This is a genomic window from Streptomyces sp. NPDC005266, from assembly GCF_040607655.1.
Classification (GTDB): domain Bacteria; phylum Actinomycetota; class Actinomycetes; order Streptomycetales; family Streptomycetaceae; genus Streptomyces.
This window is the reverse complement of the sequence record NZ_JBEXHC010000011.1, coordinates 185,037-201,417: the sequence shown is the minus strand read 5'-3', so window position 1 is coordinate 201,417 and position 16,381 is coordinate 185,037. Positions and strand designations below refer to the sequence as shown.

At 71.6% G+C, this 16,381-nt stretch carries 11 protein-coding genes, 1 rRNA gene and 1 pseudogene; 9 read left to right on the top strand and 4 right to left on the bottom strand.

Annotated elements, in window-relative coordinates; genetic code table 11:
- The first annotated feature begins 83 nt into the window (after nucleotides 1-83).
- Nucleotides 84-200 (top strand): 5S ribosomal RNA (gene rrf / locus ABZU99_RS21445).
- A gap of 290 nt (nucleotides 201-490) precedes the next feature.
- Here rrf and ABZU99_RS21440 read toward each other — a convergent pair.
- A complete protein-coding gene (locus tag ABZU99_RS21440; RefSeq protein WP_355945318.1) occupies nucleotides 491-1,777 on the bottom strand; it encodes a hypothetical protein in 1,287 nt (428 codons plus the stop codon).
- A 149-nt stretch (nucleotides 1,778-1,926) separates the two neighbouring features.
- Between ABZU99_RS21440 and mtnA the strand changes: the two genes are divergently transcribed.
- The 7 genes from mtnA (at nucleotide 1,927) to ABZU99_RS21405 (ending at nucleotide 10,690) form a co-directional block, all read left to right on the top strand.
- Nucleotides 1,927-3,084 (top strand): S-methyl-5-thioribose-1-phosphate isomerase, encoded by a 1,158-nt coding sequence (gene mtnA / locus ABZU99_RS21435; protein WP_356049090.1) that lies wholly within the window; start codon nucleotides 1,927-1,929, stop codon nucleotides 3,082-3,084.
- Entirely contained in the window at nucleotides 3,081-3,758 is a 678-nt protein-coding gene (mtrA, locus tag ABZU99_RS21430) for a two-component system response regulator MtrA (protein ID WP_165302778.1), read from the top strand. The genes mtnA and mtrA overlap by 4 nt, the downstream gene beginning before the upstream one ends.
- 112 nt (nucleotides 3,759-3,870) lie before the next feature.
- Nucleotides 3,871-5,781 carry an MtrAB system histidine kinase MtrB gene (mtrB, locus tag ABZU99_RS21425; protein WP_356049091.1) on the top strand — a complete coding sequence of 637 codons (1,911 nt, stop codon included), beginning with the start codon at nucleotides 3,871-3,873 and terminating at the stop codon, nucleotides 5,779-5,781.
- Nucleotides 5,771-7,696 (top strand): LpqB family beta-propeller domain-containing protein, encoded by a 1,926-nt coding sequence (locus tag ABZU99_RS21420; RefSeq protein WP_356049092.1) that lies wholly within the window; start codon nucleotides 5,771-5,773, stop codon nucleotides 7,694-7,696. The genes mtrB and ABZU99_RS21420 overlap by 11 nt, the downstream gene beginning before the upstream one ends.
- A gap of 265 nt (nucleotides 7,697-7,961) precedes the next feature.
- Nucleotides 7,962-8,702 (top strand): ComF family protein, encoded by a 741-nt coding sequence (locus ABZU99_RS21415; RefSeq protein WP_356049093.1) that lies wholly within the window; start codon nucleotides 7,962-7,964, stop codon nucleotides 8,700-8,702.
- A gap of 318 nt (nucleotides 8,703-9,020) precedes the next feature.
- A complete protein-coding gene (gene raiA / locus ABZU99_RS21410; protein WP_355945324.1) occupies nucleotides 9,021-9,710 on the top strand; it encodes a ribosome-associated translation inhibitor RaiA in 690 nt (229 codons plus the stop codon).
- A gap of 242 nt (nucleotides 9,711-9,952) precedes the next feature.
- Nucleotides 9,953-10,690 (top strand): response regulator transcription factor, encoded by a 738-nt coding sequence (locus tag ABZU99_RS21405; protein ID WP_355945304.1) that lies wholly within the window; start codon nucleotides 9,953-9,955, stop codon nucleotides 10,688-10,690.
- Here ABZU99_RS21405 and ABZU99_RS21400 read toward each other — a convergent pair.
- Both ABZU99_RS21400 and ABZU99_RS21395 read right to left on the bottom strand, forming a co-directional pair.
- Complete coding sequence (locus ABZU99_RS21400) at nucleotides 10,683-11,867, bottom strand: crosslink repair DNA glycosylase YcaQ family protein (protein WP_356049095.1); 1,185 nt, start codon at nucleotides 11,865-11,867, stop codon at nucleotides 10,683-10,685. The genes ABZU99_RS21405 and ABZU99_RS21400 overlap by 8 nt on opposite strands.
- 80 nt (nucleotides 11,868-11,947) lie before the next feature.
- A pseudogene (locus ABZU99_RS21395) lies at nucleotides 11,948-12,581 on the bottom strand (GNAT family N-acetyltransferase).
- A 253-nt stretch (nucleotides 12,582-12,834) separates the two neighbouring features.
- On the opposite strand from ABZU99_RS21395, the gene secA reads away from it, so the two are divergent.
- Nucleotides 12,835-15,687, top strand: coding sequence for a preprotein translocase subunit SecA (secA, locus tag ABZU99_RS21390; protein WP_355945296.1), 2,853 nt, complete (start codon nucleotides 12,835-12,837; stop codon nucleotides 15,685-15,687).
- A gap of 84 nt (nucleotides 15,688-15,771) precedes the next feature.
- Here the strand turns inward: secA and ABZU99_RS21385 are convergent, their stop codons facing one another.
- Nucleotides 15,772-16,125: an Rv3235 family protein gene (locus tag ABZU99_RS21385; protein ID WP_356049097.1), complete on the bottom strand. Its 354-nt coding sequence runs from the start codon at nucleotides 16,123-16,125 to the stop codon at nucleotides 15,772-15,774.
- Nucleotides 16,126-16,381: the final 256 nt, after the last annotated feature.

Here is a 16,381-nt window from a genome sequence, read left to right as displayed (position 1 = left end):
GGGCTTGTCCTCAGATGCTCGCGTCCACTGTGTTGGTTCTGAAGTAACGAACCGTGTCCATCTCCGGTTCAACTTCATAGTGTTTCGGTGGTCATAGCGTTAGGGAAACGCCCGGTTACATTCCGAACCCGGAAGCTAAGCCTTTCAGCGCCGATGGTACTGCAGGGGGGACCCTGTGGGAGAGTAGGACGCTGCCGAACAATTATTAGCCTCGGTCCCGAGCACTCAGTGCTCGGGACCGAGGCTTTTTTGCGTTCCACTGGATCTTTTGCGTTCCACTGGATCTGATGTTCCACCGGATCGGGTGAAAAGGAGCTGTGTGCCCTGGCGTGGCGAGCGCGAGGGCACACAGAGTTGTGCCGACGCCCGGAGGGGACCGTTGACGTTGGGTCAGCGGGCCCTGGGGGTCGGCCGAATGGGTCCGGTAGGGGCGAGGGGGGAGGTGATGAGCCGTATGGTGACGTGTCGTCCGAGGAGGAGCGTCGCGGTATCAGTGCCCGGAGGCCGAACGGGCGGGCTCCTGGCCGGAGTCGTGCTCCTCCGTGCCGTATCCCTGCACCCCTGCGGCGCGGGCGAGTTCGAGGTCGAGGGCCTCGCGCCGGATGCGCTGGTCCATGTAGAGCAGGGCGGTCACGCCGGCGCTGACCGGGAAGGTGATGGTCGAGCTGATGACCCCTCCGGCACCGATGACGACCAGGAAGGTCCAGCCGACGGAGACGGCTTTGCCGGAGAGCCAGTCCATTGCGTGGTCCCCGCCGACCACCATTCCGACGAGGCTCGTCGGGACCTCCACGATGGCGCCCACGACGAAGGCAGCGCCGACGGCGAGGAGTTGGACGCCGAAGACACGCCACCAGGCGCCGCGCACCAGCTTGGCGGAGCGGCGCAGGGCCGCCAGGATTCCCTGCTTCTCCAGCATGAGCGCGGGGGCGGCGAGGCTGAAGCGCACCCAGAGCCAGACGGCGACGCCGGCCGCCGCGAGCCCGCCGAGGGAGGCAAGGGCCGCGCCTTCGCTGTCCACCCCCGCGGCGGCCAGCAGCAGACCCGGCGTCATACCCGCGGCGACGACGGCGATGGCGATGGCGGGGATCAGGAAGAGCAGCCCGCACAGCTGAAGGAGGTGCCGCCGGGCGCCGGTCCATGCCTCGCCGGAAGAGACGGACCGGCCCAGTACCGCCCGGGCGGTGACCACGGTCAGCAGGGCGGTGGTGACGATGGTGCCGAGGACGCCGAGCAGCAGCGTGACTCCGCTCTCCCCGAGCGCGCTGCCGACGGCGCGCATCGCCTCGCCGACGGTGGCGTCCGGGCCGTCGAGGGAGGGCACCGCGGATCCGCGGTTGTCCTTGAACCAGAGCCCGGTGGCGGCCGTGGCCAGGCCCTGGGTGACCACCGAGACGATCAGCGAGATACCGAGGACGGTGCGCCAGTGGGCACGCATGGTGGCGATCGCGCCGCTGAGGATCTCGCTGACGCCGAGCGGCCGCAGCGGGATGACCCCGGGGCGGGGAGCGGCCGGCGGCTGGTGCCGGCCCGGCCCCCAGCCGCCCGGCGCCCGTCCGCCCGGCGCCCGTCCGGTCGGGGGAGCGGGTGGTGGGGTGGGGCCACCGGTGGGCGCGGTCCAGCGGCCGGCGGGCGGCTGCCGCTGGACCCAGTTGGCGCCCCATACCGGCTGCTGCGGCACGGACGGGCCGGCTGGCTCGTCCTGCCGCCGAGCGTCGTGGTCCGGCTCGTCGGAAGGGGACGATCCGGGCGGGGCCCAGCCCGGAGAGTCGTTCATCGTCGCTCCGTAGGTTGTTCTGTGGCCGGCCGCGGAGGTGCCGGCGGGCGGATGGCAGCCATCGTGCCACGGTGCGTTCCCCTCCGTAGGGGTCGCCGGGGGCGGCTGGGCCCTTCAATAGTCGGTGCCGCACAGGGCAGACTGTGCGGATGGCTGATCAGCATCCGGTGTCCCCGGAAGGCTCCGCATCCCCCGCTGCGTTCGCACTGCGCTGGGAGGAACCCCCGGAGGGGCCCGTACTGGTGCTCCTCGATCAGACGCGGCTTCCCGCCGAGGAGGTCGACCTGGTGTGCACCGATGTGCCGATGCTGGTGGAGGCGATCCGCTCGCTCTCCGTGCGTGGCGCCCCGCTGCTCGGGATCGCCGGGGCCTACGGTGTGGCGCTCGCCGCCGCCCGGGGCTTCGACGTGGACGAGGCCGCCGAATCCCTCGCCCACGCCCGCCCCACGGCCGTCAACCTGGCCCATGGCGTCCGGCGGGCCGCCGCCGCGTATCACGCGGCCCTCAGGGAGGACGCGGACGCCGCTCAGGCCGCCGCTGCGGCCCTCGCCGAGGCCCGTGCCCTGCACCGGGAGGACGCCGAGGCCAGCGAGCGGATGGCGACGCACGGCCGGGCGCTCCTCCATGAGCTGCTGCCCGCGGGCGGGTATCGGATCCTCACCCACTGCAACACCGGATCCCTGGTCTCCGGGGGAGAGGGCACCGCCCTTGCCGTGGTCAAGGCGGTGCACCGGAGCGGACAGCTGCGCCGGCTCTGGGTGGACGAGACCCGTCCGCTGCTCCAGGGGGCGCGCTTGACCGCGTACGAGGCGGCGCGCGCCGGCATGGCGTACACGCTGCTCACCGATGGCGCGGCGGGTTCGCTGTTCACGGCGGGTGAGGTGGACGCGGTCCTGATCGGTGCGGACCGGATAGCCGCGGACGGCTCGGTGGCCAACAAGGTGGGCAGCTACCCGCTCGCGGTGCTGGCCCGCTACCACCACGTTCCCTTCGTGGTGGTAGCCCCGACCACGACGCTGGATCCGGATACTCCCGACGGAGCCGCGATCGAGGTGGAACGGCGCCCGGGCCACGAAGTGACAGACATCACAGTTCCTCACGCTCCGGCGGCCGGAGTCGAGACGGTCACGGGAGTGCCCGTCGCGCCCCTGGGGACACAGGCCCACAATCCGGCATTCGACGTCACCCCACCGGAGTTGGTGACGGCGATCGTCACCGAGGACGGGGTTGTCTCGCCGGTCACCGCGGATGGTGTCGCGGAGCTGTGCGCCAGGTCACGATCGGGTAATGGGATGATGTCGATATGAAGGGACGCGTCCTTGTCGTCGACGACGACACCGCACTGGCAGAGATGCTCGGCATCGTGCTGCGCGGCGAAGGCTTTGAACCGTCGTTCGTGTCGGACGGCGACAAGGCTCTTGCCGCCTTCCGCGAGACCAAGCCCGATCTGGTGCTGCTCGATCTGATGCTGCCCGGACGGGACGGCATCGAGGTGTGCCGGCTGATCCGGGCCGAGTCCGGGGTGCCGGTCGTCATGCTCACGGCCAAGAGCGACACGGTCGATGTGGTGGTCGGGCTGGAATCCGGCGCCGACGACTACATCGTCAAGCCGTTCAAGCCGAAGGAGCTGGTGGCACGGATCAGGGCGCGGCTGCGGCGTTCCGAGGAGCCGGCGCCGGAGCAGCTGGCCATCGGCGATCTGGTGATCGATGTGGCCGGGCATTCGGTGAAGCGGGACGGCCAGTCGATAGCGCTGACCCCGCTGGAGTTCGATCTGCTGGTGGCGCTGGCCCGTAAGCCGTGGCAGGTGTTCACCCGTGAGGTGCTGCTGGAGCAGGTGTGGGGCTATCGGCACGCCGCCGATACCCGGCTGGTGAATGTGCATGTGCAGCGGCTGCGGTCCAAGGTCGAGAAGGACCCGGAGCGGCCGGAGATCGTGGTGACCGTGCGCGGTGTCGGCTACAAGGCCGGACCGAGCTGAGATGACGGGTGGCGGTACGGCTCCGCGGTCCGGTGGTCCGGGAGGCGGGGTTCCGGAGGGTGCCCGTGCTGGGCGACCCGATCCGGCGGGTGAGATACCGCTGCTCCGAAGGTTGTGGAGTGGCGGGCATCTGCTGCCCGACGGGGCGTCCGGTGGGCCGGCCCACCCGTTGATCCGGCTGTTCGGACGGTGGGTGCGGCGTCCGCTGCTGCCCGCTGCCCGGCTGTGGCGGCGGAACATCCAGCTGCGGGTGGTGGCCACCACGCTGCTGATGTCGCTCGGTGTGGTGATCCTGCTGGGCCTGGTCGTCATCGGGCAGGTGCGCAACGGGCTGCTCGACGCCAAGCGGCATGCGGCGCAGGGGCAGGCCGTCGGAGGCTTCGAGGTGGCCGAGCAGATGGCCGACCGCAAGGGCGACGCCCGGGGCCAGGACGGGGCGGCCGCCGGCCGGGGCGCCCAGGACTCCGGCGCCTGGCTGAACGCGATGGTCGAGCAGCTCGCCAGCGGTGGCAAGGGCGCGTACTCGGTGGTGGCGCTCAGCTCCGACTCGGGCGAGACGCCGTATGTGGCCAGCCGTGGCCCGCGGGCCTCCGGTGACGTCAAGCCGGACAGCGTGCCCGCCGATCTGCGCAAGCAGGTGGACGAGGGCCGGACCGCGCCGTACGAGCGGTACGGGGAGATCGTGCACGCCGGTTCCGGCGAGGCCGAGCCCGCGCTGATCATCGGCAAGCGTCTCGACGACAACCGCGGCGACGCGTACCAGCTGTACTACCTCTTCCCCTTCACCCAGGAGGAGAAGTCGCTGAGCCTGGTCAAGGGCACGCTGGCGACGGCCGGGGTGTTCGTGGTGGTGCTGCTCGGCGCCATCGCCTGGGTGGTGGTCCGGCAGGTGGTCACGCCCGTGCGGATGGCCGCGATGATCTCCGAGCGGCTGGCCGCCGGACTGCTCCAGGAGCGCATGAAGGTCACCGGCGAGGACGACATCGCCCGCCTCGGTGAGGCGTTCAACAAGATGGCGCAGAACCTCCAGCTCAAGATCCAGCAGCTGGAGGAGCTCTCCCGGATGCAGCGCCGCTTCGTCTCGGACGTCTCCCATGAGCTGCGCACCCCGCTGACGACCGTAAGGATGGCGGCGGACGTCATCCATGAGGCGCGCGAGGACTTCGATCCGGTCACCGCGCGCTCCGCCGAGCTGCTGTGGGGCCAGGTCGACCGCTTCGAGTCGCTGCTCGCCGATCTGCTGGAGATCAGCCGGTTCGACGCGGGCGCGGCGGCCCTGGAGGCCGAGCCGATCGATCTGCGCGATGTGGTGAAGCGGGTGGTGGACGGGGCCGAGCCGCTTGCCGAGGCCAAGGGCACCCGGATCCTGGTGCGGGGCGGCGAGGCGCCGGTGGTGGCGGAGGCGGACACCCGCCGTGTCGAGCGGGTGCTGCGCAATCTCGTGGTCAACGCCGTGGAGCACGGCGAGGGCCGGGAAGTGGTCGTACGGCTCGCGGCGGCGGGCGGCGCGGTGGCCGTCGCGGTGCGGGACTACGGGGTCGGGCTCAAGCCCGGCGAGGCCACCCGGGTGTTCAACCGCTTCTGGCGGGCGGACCCGGCCCGTGCCCGTACGACGGGCGGCACCGGCCTCGGACTGTCGATCGCGGTGGAGGACGCGCGGCTGCACGGGGGCTGGCTGCAGGCGTGGGGCGAGCCGGGCGGCGGTTCGCAGTTCCGGCTGACGCTGCCGCGGACCGCCGGCGATGTGCTGCGCGGCTCGCCGATCCCGCTGGAGCCCGAGGACTCCCGGCGCAACCGCCGACCGGGTGACGCGGCGGCACCGCAGCCCGCCGCGGATCGGCTGGCGGCGGTGCCCGCCCAGCCGCGGTCCCCGCTGCCGCCCGTGGACGCTCCCGCGCCCTCGGCGGACCCGACGGCCCTGCCCGGCAACGGCGCGCGGGTGGTGCGCGGCGCCCCGGAGCCGCCGCCCGGCCGGCAGAAGACGACACAGAACGAAGGGGAGGGCCGCCCCCGTGGGCGCTGACCGTGCCGACCGCCACCGCTTCCGCCGCCACGTCCCCTGGGGCGCCCCTGGGCGCTCCAGGGGGCTCAAGGGCCCCGGTGGCCCCGGAAGCCGCAGCCGGGCGCTGAGCACGCCCACGCTGCTCGTCTGCGGCGCCCTGCTGCTGTCCGGCTGCGCCTCGATGCCCGACCGGGGCGATGTGCGGCGGGTCGACTCCTCGCCGCGCGCCGACATCGATTCGCAGGTCCGCGTGTACGGGGTGAGCCCGGGCAAGGGCGAGCAGCCCGCCGAGCTGGTCTCCGGCTTCCTGGAGGCCACGACGAGCGACGAGGAGAACTTCGGCACGGCGAAGGAGTACCTCACCAAGGCCGCGGCCGGGCACTGGGAGCCGTTCGCGGCCACCACGGTGCTGGAGCAGGCGCCGGACGTCCGGGTCGAGACCGACCCCGGCGACCGGGACGGCAACGGCAAAACGGTCGTGCTGTCGGGCACGCGGATCGCCACCGTGGACGGCGGGCATGCCTACCGGCCCGACGAGGCGCCGTACGAGGAGCGCATCCACCTCACCCGGACCGACTCGGAGTGGCGGATCGACGGGCCGCCGCGCGGGCTCGTCCTCGGCCAGTCCGACTTCCAGCGCATCTACCGCTCGGTCAACAAGTACTACTTCGCCGACCTGGGGCCGGACGCCGAGGACTCCAGGGTCGGGGAGAGCGTCCTGGTCGCCGACCCGGTCTATGTGCGCCGTCGCGTCGACCCGGTCACCGCGACCGTCAAGGCGCTGCTGGACGGCCCGACGGGATGGCTGAAACCGGTGGTCAGCACCTCCTTCCCCGGCGGCACGGCGCTCGGCCGCCGGACTGAGAAGCTGGCGCTGGACGACTCGAACGCACTGAAGGTCCGGCTGAGCGACCGGGCGGCCCATGTCGGCGGAGCGCGCTGCGCCCGGATGGCGGCCCAGACGCTGTTCACGGTCCAGGACCTGGGAGAGGGCACGTCCGAGCTCGGCGGGGTGCGGCTGGAGCGGCAGGACGGCTCGGAGCTGTGCGCCCTGTCGAGCGACGCCGCGCGTGTCTACGCGCCGGGCGGGGTCGAGGGCCAGCCGCGCCATCAGTACTTCGTGGACTCCCGGCACCGGATGGTCCGGCTGTCCGACGACGAGGACGGGGCCCAGCCCGTGCCGGGACCGTTCGGCGCCGACGGTGCGGGCCTCGGCTCGGTGGCGGTCTCCCGCGACGAGCGGGACGCGGCGGGCGTCACCGCGGACGGCAGCGCGCTGTATGTGACCGAGCTGGCGTCCGGCGCCGAGCGCGGCAAGATCCGGCTGCGCAGCCAGGGCGGCAGCCCGGAGCACGGGCTGACGGCGCCGAGCTGGGACGGGCTGGGCGGTCTGTGGGTGGCCGACCGGGACCCGGAGCGGCCGAGGCTGCTGCGGCTGCGGGGCGGCACGGACCCGGCGGACGAGGTGCGGCTGCCGGGGCTCGACGGCGGCCGGATCACGGCGCTGAGGGTCTCCGCGGACGGCGCCCGGATCGCGATGCTGGTCAAGCGCGCCGGACACACCACGCTGCGGCTCGGCCGGATCGAGCGGCGGGGCACCGCGGCCGCCCCGAAGCTGTCGGTGCGGGAGCTGCACCCGATCGCGCCCAAGCTGCAGGACGTCGACACCGTCTCCTGGGCGGGCGACAGCCGGCTGGTGGTCGCGGGCCGGGAGTCGCACGGGGTGCAGCAGCTGCAGTACGTGGAGACGGACGGCTCGCCCGCGAACGTACCGGAGGTGCCCGGCCCGAGCGGTGTGGAGGCGGTGGCCGCCTCGGAGGACCAGACCCGGCCGCTGATCGCCGAGACCAGGGAGAACGGCATCGTGCGGCTGCGGCCGAACACGGACTGGAAGACCGTCGACGAGGACGGATCGGCCCCGGTCTACCCGGGCTAGGGAGGGGCTGGGGAAGGGCTGAGCGGATGCGGTGAAGTTCGCCGCTGATCCCTCGCGGTTCGGCCTGGCCGAGGGCTTGGACGCCTAGAAGGATCAGCACGTGACTTCGCCGTAACCGCTTAGGGAAGGGCTGGGGACCGTCTCGAACGGCGCGCCCGGACCGCGCCTGGGCCAGTCCGCCGGTCGGGGGTGGCCGGTTGTCCACATGTGCGCGGTTATCCACAGGGGGTGGCGCGCGGGCCCGGCCGCCGGGAGAGTGGGGGCCATGCGGGGCTGGTGGCAGGAGATCTCCGATCTGGTGCTGCCGGCCGACTGTGCGGGGTGTGGTCGGCCGGGCGGCACCCTGTGCGACCGGTGCCATGGGGCGCTGCGCGGGTCCGGCGCACGCCGGGTGGTGCCGAGCCCGGTGCCGCCGGGGCTGCCGGTGGTCCATGCGGCGGTGGAGTACGCGGACGAGGCCCGCGCGGTGCTGCTCGCGCACAAGGAGCGAGGGGCGCTGCGGCTGGCCAGGCCGCTGGGTGAGGCGCTGGCGGGGGCGGTGCGGTCGGTCTGCGCCGCTCCTCGGCCCGGCGCGGGATCCGGCCGGGGGGCCCGCGCGGCGGGGGCCGGTGGTGGTCCGCTGCTCCTGGTGCCCGTGCCGTCGGCGCGGCGTGCGGTGGGGGCCCGGGGTCATGACCCGGCCCGGCGGATCGCGCTCGCGGCGGCGGCTGTGCTGCGGGGCGGCGGGCGCCCCGCGCGGGTCCCGACGGTGCTGCGCCAGCTGCGCCGGGTGACCGATCAGTCGGGGCTGGGCGCGCGGCAGCGCCGGGCGAATGTGTCAGGCGCGTTGGGGGTGGTACCCGGAGGCGATCGGCTGCTGGCGGCGGGCCCGGTAGTGCTGGTGGACGATCTGATGACGACAGGGGCGTCGCTCGCGGAGGCCGCGCGGGCGGTGACGGCGGCAGGCGGGCGGGTGGCCGGGGCCGCCGTGGTGGCCGCACCCCTCGTTCGTACCAATCGGAACTGAATACGAAGCTCCATCGTTGCAGGTGGTGAGGGCGGCAAAGCACCTGATCGGAGGTACGTGCCGGTAGGGGGGTGCCGACACCCGTCCGGGCGAGCTATGTTCGGTTGTGAGGAATGGCGGGTGCTATGACTCGTAAATCCGCTTGGCGTGTTTTGCCTGCATTCTCGTGAGCCTTGGAACAAATGGGGTGGCGATCTTCCCCGTGGGAAGGAGGAGCTGAAAGCCGCCAAGCCGGTGCTCCGGAAGACCCCGGAGCCTAAGTGCACAAGGGATGAAGCTCCGCCAGTGAGCGGGAGCTCCCCGGGAACGGAGTTCTGCGTGGACATCGTCGTCAAGGGCCGTAAAACAGAGGTGCCCGAGCGGTTCCGGAAGCACGTGGCCGAGAAGCTGAAGCTGGAGAAGATCCAGAAGCTCGACGGCAAGGTGATCAGCCTCGACGTCGAGGTGTCCAAAGAGCACAACCCGCGGCAGGCCGACCGCGCGGACCGAGTGGAGATCACCCTTCGCTCGCGCGGCCCGGTGATCCGGGCGGAGGCATCGGCCGCCGATCCGTACGCAGCGCTCGACCTGGCCGCAGGCAAGCTGGAAGCGCGGATGCGCAAGGAGCACGACAAGCGGCATACGCGCCGTGGCAACGACCGCATTCCGGCCAGCGACGTGGCTGTCACCGTCCCCAACGCGGCGCGCATCAACGGGCATGGCGAGATCGCCGCCCAGCGCACGGCGGAGCCTGTCCCCACCACCCGGATGGGACCCCTGGAAGTCCAGGGCGAGGGCCCCCTGGTGGTCCGGGAGAAGACCCATGCCGCGGCCCCGATGACGCTCGACCAGGCGCTCTACGAGATGGAGCTGGTCGGGCATGACTTCTATCTGTTCGTCGACTCCGAGACCAATCAGCCGAGTGTCGTCTACCGACGTCACGGTTATGACTATGGAGTGATTCATCTTCAGCCGGAGGCGTTCGTCGGCGAGGAGCCCGGCGGCGCGGGTGGTGCGCTCGGCGGCTGACCGGCCGGCCGCGGAGCGCGTCGCGCAGGCATAGCCAGGAAGAGGTGCCCCGGGGCGCCCATGCGCCCCCCGGGGCACCTCCGTGCGACCACGGGGGGACCGCGGCGGGACCACTCGCCGTCCGGGCATGAAATCATGACCCAACGGCCAACCCGCGTACCGAAAGGACCGGTTGATGCCGTACAGCACCGTGCACCACAGTGTGCAGACCGCAAGGGCCATGGCCTTCAGGGGGAGGAACGATGGCGGACAGCTTCGGGCCCGTGTCCGACGACGGCGATGACCACAGCGTCGGTCCGGACAGGGGCGAGCCGCGCAAGGAGCCGATTCGGGTCCTCGTAGTGGACGACCATGCCCTCTTCCGGCGTGGACTGGAGATCGTCCTTGCCCAGGAGGAGGACATTCAGGTCGTCGGCGAGGCGGGGGACGGAGCCGAGGCCGTGGACAAGGCGGCGGATCTGCTGCCGGACATCGTCCTGATGGACGTGCGCATGCCCAAGCGCGGCGGGATCGAAGCCTGCACCTCCATCAAGGAGGTGGCGCCCAGCGCCAAGATCATCATGCTGACGATCAGCGACGAGGAGGCCGATCTCTACGACGCGATCAAGGCGGGCGCCACGGGCTATCTGCTCAAGGAGATCTCGACCGACGAGGTCTCGACCGCCATCCGGGCGGTGGCCGACGGGCAGTCCCAGATCAGCCCGTCCATGGCGGCCAAGCTCCTCACCGAGTTCAAGTCGATGATCCAGCGCACCGATGAGCGGCGGCTGGTACCCGCGCCCCGGCTCACCGACCGTGAGCTGGAGGTGCTCAAGCTCGTCGCCACCGGCATGAACAACCGCGACATCGCCAAGGAGCTGTTCATCAGCGAGAACACCGTGAAAAACCATGTGCGCAACATCCTGGAGAAGCTGCAGCTGCACTCCAGGATGGAGGCGGTCGTCTACGCGATGCGGGAGAAGATCCTCGAGATCAGGTGACCGCCGCCGTGAGCGGCGCGGCGAGCTCCGGGCGGTCGACACGCTCGATCCGCACGGAGTCGCACCCCACCCACCCGGCCGCCTCCCGCAGCGCCTCGGCCATCGGGTCCACGGCCTTCGCCGACTCCACGGACACCTGCCGGGCCACCAGGGTCTTTCCCTCGCGGGCCGGGTCCACCCGGCCCAGCAGCCGCCCGCCCGACAGCAGCGGCATGGCGAAGTAGCCGTGGACGCGCTTGGGCCGGGGCACATACGCCTCCAGCCGGTGGGTGAAGCCGAAGATCCGCTCGGTGCGCGGCCGGTCCCATATCAGCGAGTCGAAGGGCGACAGCAGGGTCGTGCGGTGCCTCCCGCGCGGCGGGGTGGCCAGCGCCTCCGGGTCCGCCCAGGCCGCCCTGTCCCAGCCCTCGACCGTCACCGGCACCAGCCCCGAGTCCGCGATCACCGCGTCGACCTGCTCGCCCTTGAGCCGGTGGTAGTCGGCGATGTCCGCGCGGGTGCCCACCCCCAGCGACCGCCCCGCCAGCCGGACCAGCCGCCGCAGACAGTCCCGGTCGTCCAGGTCGTCATGGAGCAGCGCGTCCGGCACGGCGCGCTCCGCCAGGTCGTACACCCGCTTCCAGCCGCGCCGCTCGGTGCACACCACCTCGCCGAACATCAGCGCCCGCTCGACCGCGACCTTCGTGGCCGACCAGTCCCACCACGGACCGCCGTTCTTGGCGCCGCCCAGCTCCGTCGCGGTCAGCGGGCCCTCGGCGCGCAGCCGCTTCACCACCGTCTCGTACGCCCCGTCCGGCAGCTCATGGTGCCAGTGCGGGCGGGTGCGGTAGGCGCGGCGCCGGAAGGCGAAGTGCGGCCACTCCTCGATCGGCAGCACACAGGCGGCGTGCGACCAGTACTCGAAGGCGTGGGCGCCGGTCCAGTACGCCGCCTCGACCGCCTCACGCCCGACCGCGCCCAGCCGTGCGTACGGAATCAGCTCATGCGAGCGGGCCAGCACCGAGATCGTGTCCAGCTGGACGGCGCCCAGATGGCGCAGTACGCCCCGTACCCCGCCGCGCCGGTCCGGCGCGCCCAGCAGCCCCTGCGCACGCAGCACGATCCGGCGCGCCTCGTCGGCGGACAGAGTGATCTCGGGCGTGCGGTCCACGGCTGACCCGGGTGCTGGCTTCGTCATGCGCGCCACCGTAGCGGCCACCACCGACAATCCCGGGCCCAGCGGCCCGGCGGCCGGGGTCGCTCGGTCGCCGGGGATGGTCAGAGGGCCGGGACCTGGGGTGTCGGCTGGGGCGGGGTTCCGTTTGCCGACTCGGCCGGCAGGTATGGCGTGGTGGACGGGAGGCCCCAGTCCGAGGGGAGGAGCGCGCCTCGCCAGGCGTCGCGTCGTGTCCCCTTTTGGATGAGCCGGGCGCGGTCCGTGCCCTCCATGCGGAAGCCCAGCCCGAGGGCGACCGCGCGGGAGCCCTCGTTCCCGGCCTCGGTGCACCATTCCAGCCGTTCCACCCCCAGCCGGGTGAACGCCCACTCGATCACCGCACGTGCCGCCTCACCCGTGTAGCCGCGTCTCCGGTGCTCCCGTACCGTCCAGTAGCCCAGCTCGGCCTGGCGCTCGGCGGTGCGCAGCTGGGCCAGCCGGAGCAGCCCCATCGCTCCGACGAGCGCGCCGTCACTCTTGGTGACCATCGCGAAGTCGTACGTGGTGTCGTCCCGCCAGCCCTCCGCGCAGACGCGCCCGGTGAAGTCCTCAGCGTGCGCACGCTCGTACGGCACGGGCACGGTGGTCCACCCGCTGGATGTCCGGGTCCTGACAGGCGGCGAAGACCGCGTCCGTGTCGGAGGGGCGGAAGGGACGCAGCGTGAGGCGCTCGGTGGTGAGGGTGACAGGCTCCATGCGTCCTGAGTCTGCGCCGACGCCGTCACGCAGCGCGAGCGGTTTTGGCGAATTGCCGACCCCACGGGCACCCGGGGGGGCTCCTGAGCGTTGACATGGTGAGGTGACACCGGGCCCGCGCAGTGACGGACCTCCCGGCGTGACGGGGTCTGTCTTACGATGGCCGTTGCGGCGGGGCGTGTGCCCCCTTGACAATGCCGCCCCAGCGCACCCGACCACCGTGCCAGGCCCGACCGGCAAGGAGCCAGCCTACGTGTCCGTCTTCAACAAGCTCATGCGTGCAGGCGAAGGAAAGATCCTGCGCAAGCTGCACCGCATCGCGGACCAGGTCAATTCCATCGAAGAGGACTTCCTGTCCCTCTCCGACGCCGAGCTGCGCGCCCTCACCGACGAGTACAAGCAGCGGTACGCCGACGGTGAGAGCCTGGATGATCTGATGCCCGAAGCGTTCGCCACGGTGCGCGAGGCGGCCAAGCGAGTGCTCGGCCAGCGGCACTACGACGTTCAGCTGATGGGCGGCGCGGCGCTCCACCTCGGGTATGTCGCCGAGATGAAGACCGGTGAGGGCAAGACCCTCGTCGGCACCCTGCCCGCGTATTTGAACGCGCTGTCCGACAAGGGCGTCCATCTGATCACGGTCAATGACTATCTGGCCGAGCGCGACTCCGAGTGGATGGGCCGGGTGCACAGGTTCCTCGGCCTCGAGGTCGGCTGCATCCTCGCCAATATGACCCCGGCGCAGCGACGCGAGCAGTACGCCTGCGATATCACCTACGGCACCAACAACGAGTTCGGCTTCGACTACCTGCGCGACAACATGGCGTGGTCCAAGGACGAGCTGGTGCAGCGCGGTCACAACTTCGCGATCGTCGACGAGGTCGACTCGATCCTCGTCGACGAGGCCCGTACGCCGCTGATCATCTCCGGCCCGGCCGACCAGGCCACCAAGTGGTACGGCGACTTCGCCAAGCTGGTCACCCGGCTCGCCAAGGGGCAGGCCGCCGACCCGCAGAGGGGCCTGGAGGAGACCGGGGACTACGAGGTCGACGAGAAGAAGCGCACCGTCGGCATCCATGAGTCGGGCGTCACCAAGGTCGAGGACTGGCTGGGCATCGACAACCTCTACGAGTCCGTCAACACCCCGCTGGTCGGCTACCTCAACAACGCCATCAAGGCCAAGGAGCTCTTCAAGAAGGACAAGGACTACGTCGTCATCGACGGCGAAGTCATGATCGTCGACGAGCACACCGGCCGTATCCTCGCCGGCCGCCGCTACAACGAGGGCATGCACCAGGCGATCGAGGCGAAGGAAGGGGTGGAGATCAAGGACGAGAACCAGACGCTCGCCACGATCACCCTGCAGAACTTCTTCCGCCTCTACGACAAGCTCTCCGGTATGACCGGTACGGCGATGACCGAGGCCGCCGAGTTCCACCAGATCTACAAGCTCGGCGTCGTCCCGATCCCGACCCACCGCCCCCTCGCCCGCCTCGACCAGTCCGACCTGATCTACCGCACCGAGGTCGCGAAGTTCGACGCGGTCGTCGACGACATCGCCGAGAAGCACGAGAAGGGCCAGCCGGTCCTGGTCGGCACCACCTCCGTCGAGAAGTCCGAGTACCTCTCGCAGCAGCTCGCCAAGCGCGGGGTGCCGCACGAGGTGCTCAACGCCAAGCAGCACGACCGTGAGGCGCAGATCGTCGCCCAGGCCGGCCGCAAGGGCGCCGTCACCGTCGCGACCAACATGGCGGGCCGCGGTACCGACATCAAGCTCGGCGGCAACCCCGACGACCTCGCCGAGGCCGAGCTGCGCCAGCGCGGGCTGGACCCGGTCGAGCACTCCGAGGAGTGGGCGGCCGGGCTGCCCGCCGCCCTGGAGAAGGCCGAGGCCGCGGTCAAGGCCGAATTCGAGGAGGTCAAGGAGCTCGGCGGGCTGTATGTGCTGGGCACCGAGCGCCATGAGTCGCGCCGGATCGACAACCAGCTGCGCGGCCGCTCCGGCCGTCAGGGCGACCCCGGCGAGTCCCGCTTCTACCTCTCCCTCGGCGACGACCTGATGCGGCTGTTCAAGGCGCAGATGGTCGAGCGCGTGATGGCCATGGCAAATGTGCCGGACGATGTGCCGATCGAGAACAAGATGGTCACCCGGGCCATTGCCTCCGCCCAGTCGCAGGTCGAGCAGCAGAACTTCGAAACCCGTAAGAACGTTCTGAAGTACGACGAGGTGCTCAACCGGCAGCGCGAGGTCATCTACGGCGAGCGCCGTCGCGTCCTGGAGGGCGAGGACCTGCAGGAGCAGGTCGGCCACTTCATGGACGACACCATCGACGCCTACATCCAGGCCGAGACGGCCGACGGCTTCGCCGAGGAGTGGGACCTGGACCGGCTGTGGGGCGCCTTCCGGCAGCTCTACCCCGTGAAGGTCACCGTCGAGGAGCTGGAGGAGGCGGCCGGCGACCGCGCCGGGATCACCGCCGAGTTCATCGCGGAGTCCATCAAGGACGACATCCACGAGCAGTACGCCGCGCGTGAGGAGCAGCTGGGCTCCGAGATCATGCGTGAGCTGGAGCGGCGGGTCGTGCTCTCCGTCCTCGACCGCAAGTGGCGCGAGCACCTCTACGAGATGGACTACCTCCAGGAGGGCATCGGGCTGCGCGCGATGGCCCAGAAGGACCCGCTGGTCGAGTACCAGCGCGAGGGCTTCGACATGTTCCAGGCCATGATGGACGGGATCAAGGAGGAGTCCGTCGGCTACCTGTTCAACCTGGAGGTCCAGGTCGAGCAGCAGGTCGAAGAGGTCCCGGTCGAGGCGGTGGAGGACAAGGCCGCCCTGGCGGCGGACGTCCAGGACGCGGTGCCGGCGGGCGCGTCGTCCCAGGGCCCGGGTGCCGGGGGCCGTCCCGAGATCCGCGCCAAGGGCCTGGAGGCCCCGCAGCGGCCGGACCGGCTGCACTTCTCCGCCCCCACGGTCGACGGCGAAGGCGGCATCGTGGAGGGCGACTTCACCAACGGTGACACGCCCCCGGCCCCGCGGTCGGAGACCGACGGGCTGACGCGGGCGGAGCGGCGCAAGGCCAACAAGGGTGGCCGCCGCCGCAAGAAGTAACGCAGAAGTAAGGCGTCTCGCCGTCTCGCTTTTGTACGGGCCGGGTGCCGCGCGGATACGCGCGGCACCCGGCCCGCCGCGTTGTCAGCCGCCGCCGAGCGCTCCGAGATCGACGGCGGCACACCGCCAGCGGGCGTCGGCGCCGAGCTCCAGCCGGAAGGCGAGCGCGCTGAGCCGCTCGCCGGAGGCGATCCGGGCGAACGCCTCGATCACCCCGTGGCGCGGCTGGTACTCCCCGCAGCGCCGCACGACGGGCGCGCTGCCGCGCCCGTCGACGGGGCGCAGCGGAGCCTGGGGAGCGAGCGTGACGAGCTGGTCATAGGCGGCCGGGAGGGCGTGCCCGAGCAGGGTGTGGACGGGGCGCTGGCCGCTGAGGGTCAGCAGCAGCCGGTGGGCGAACCAGTAGCGCGGCAGCCGCTCCCGCTGCCGGTGCAGCACGCCGGCGGGTACCGGGTGGGCGCCGCCGGGCCGCCGACTGTCCCGCCGCCCCGAAGGCCCACTCCGCCCCGCCGCCCCGGTGCGCGCTGGTGTTCCGGTGCCTGCTGCCGGGTTGGTGGCGTGTGCCGGGCGTGGGGTGGGTGCGGTGGCTGGGCGGTGGGAGTCGTGTCGTCCCGGCGGGCCGCTGCGTGCCTCTGCCCCGGTGCGCGGCGGTGTCCCGGTGCGCGGCGGTGTTCCGGTGCCTGCTGCCGGGTTG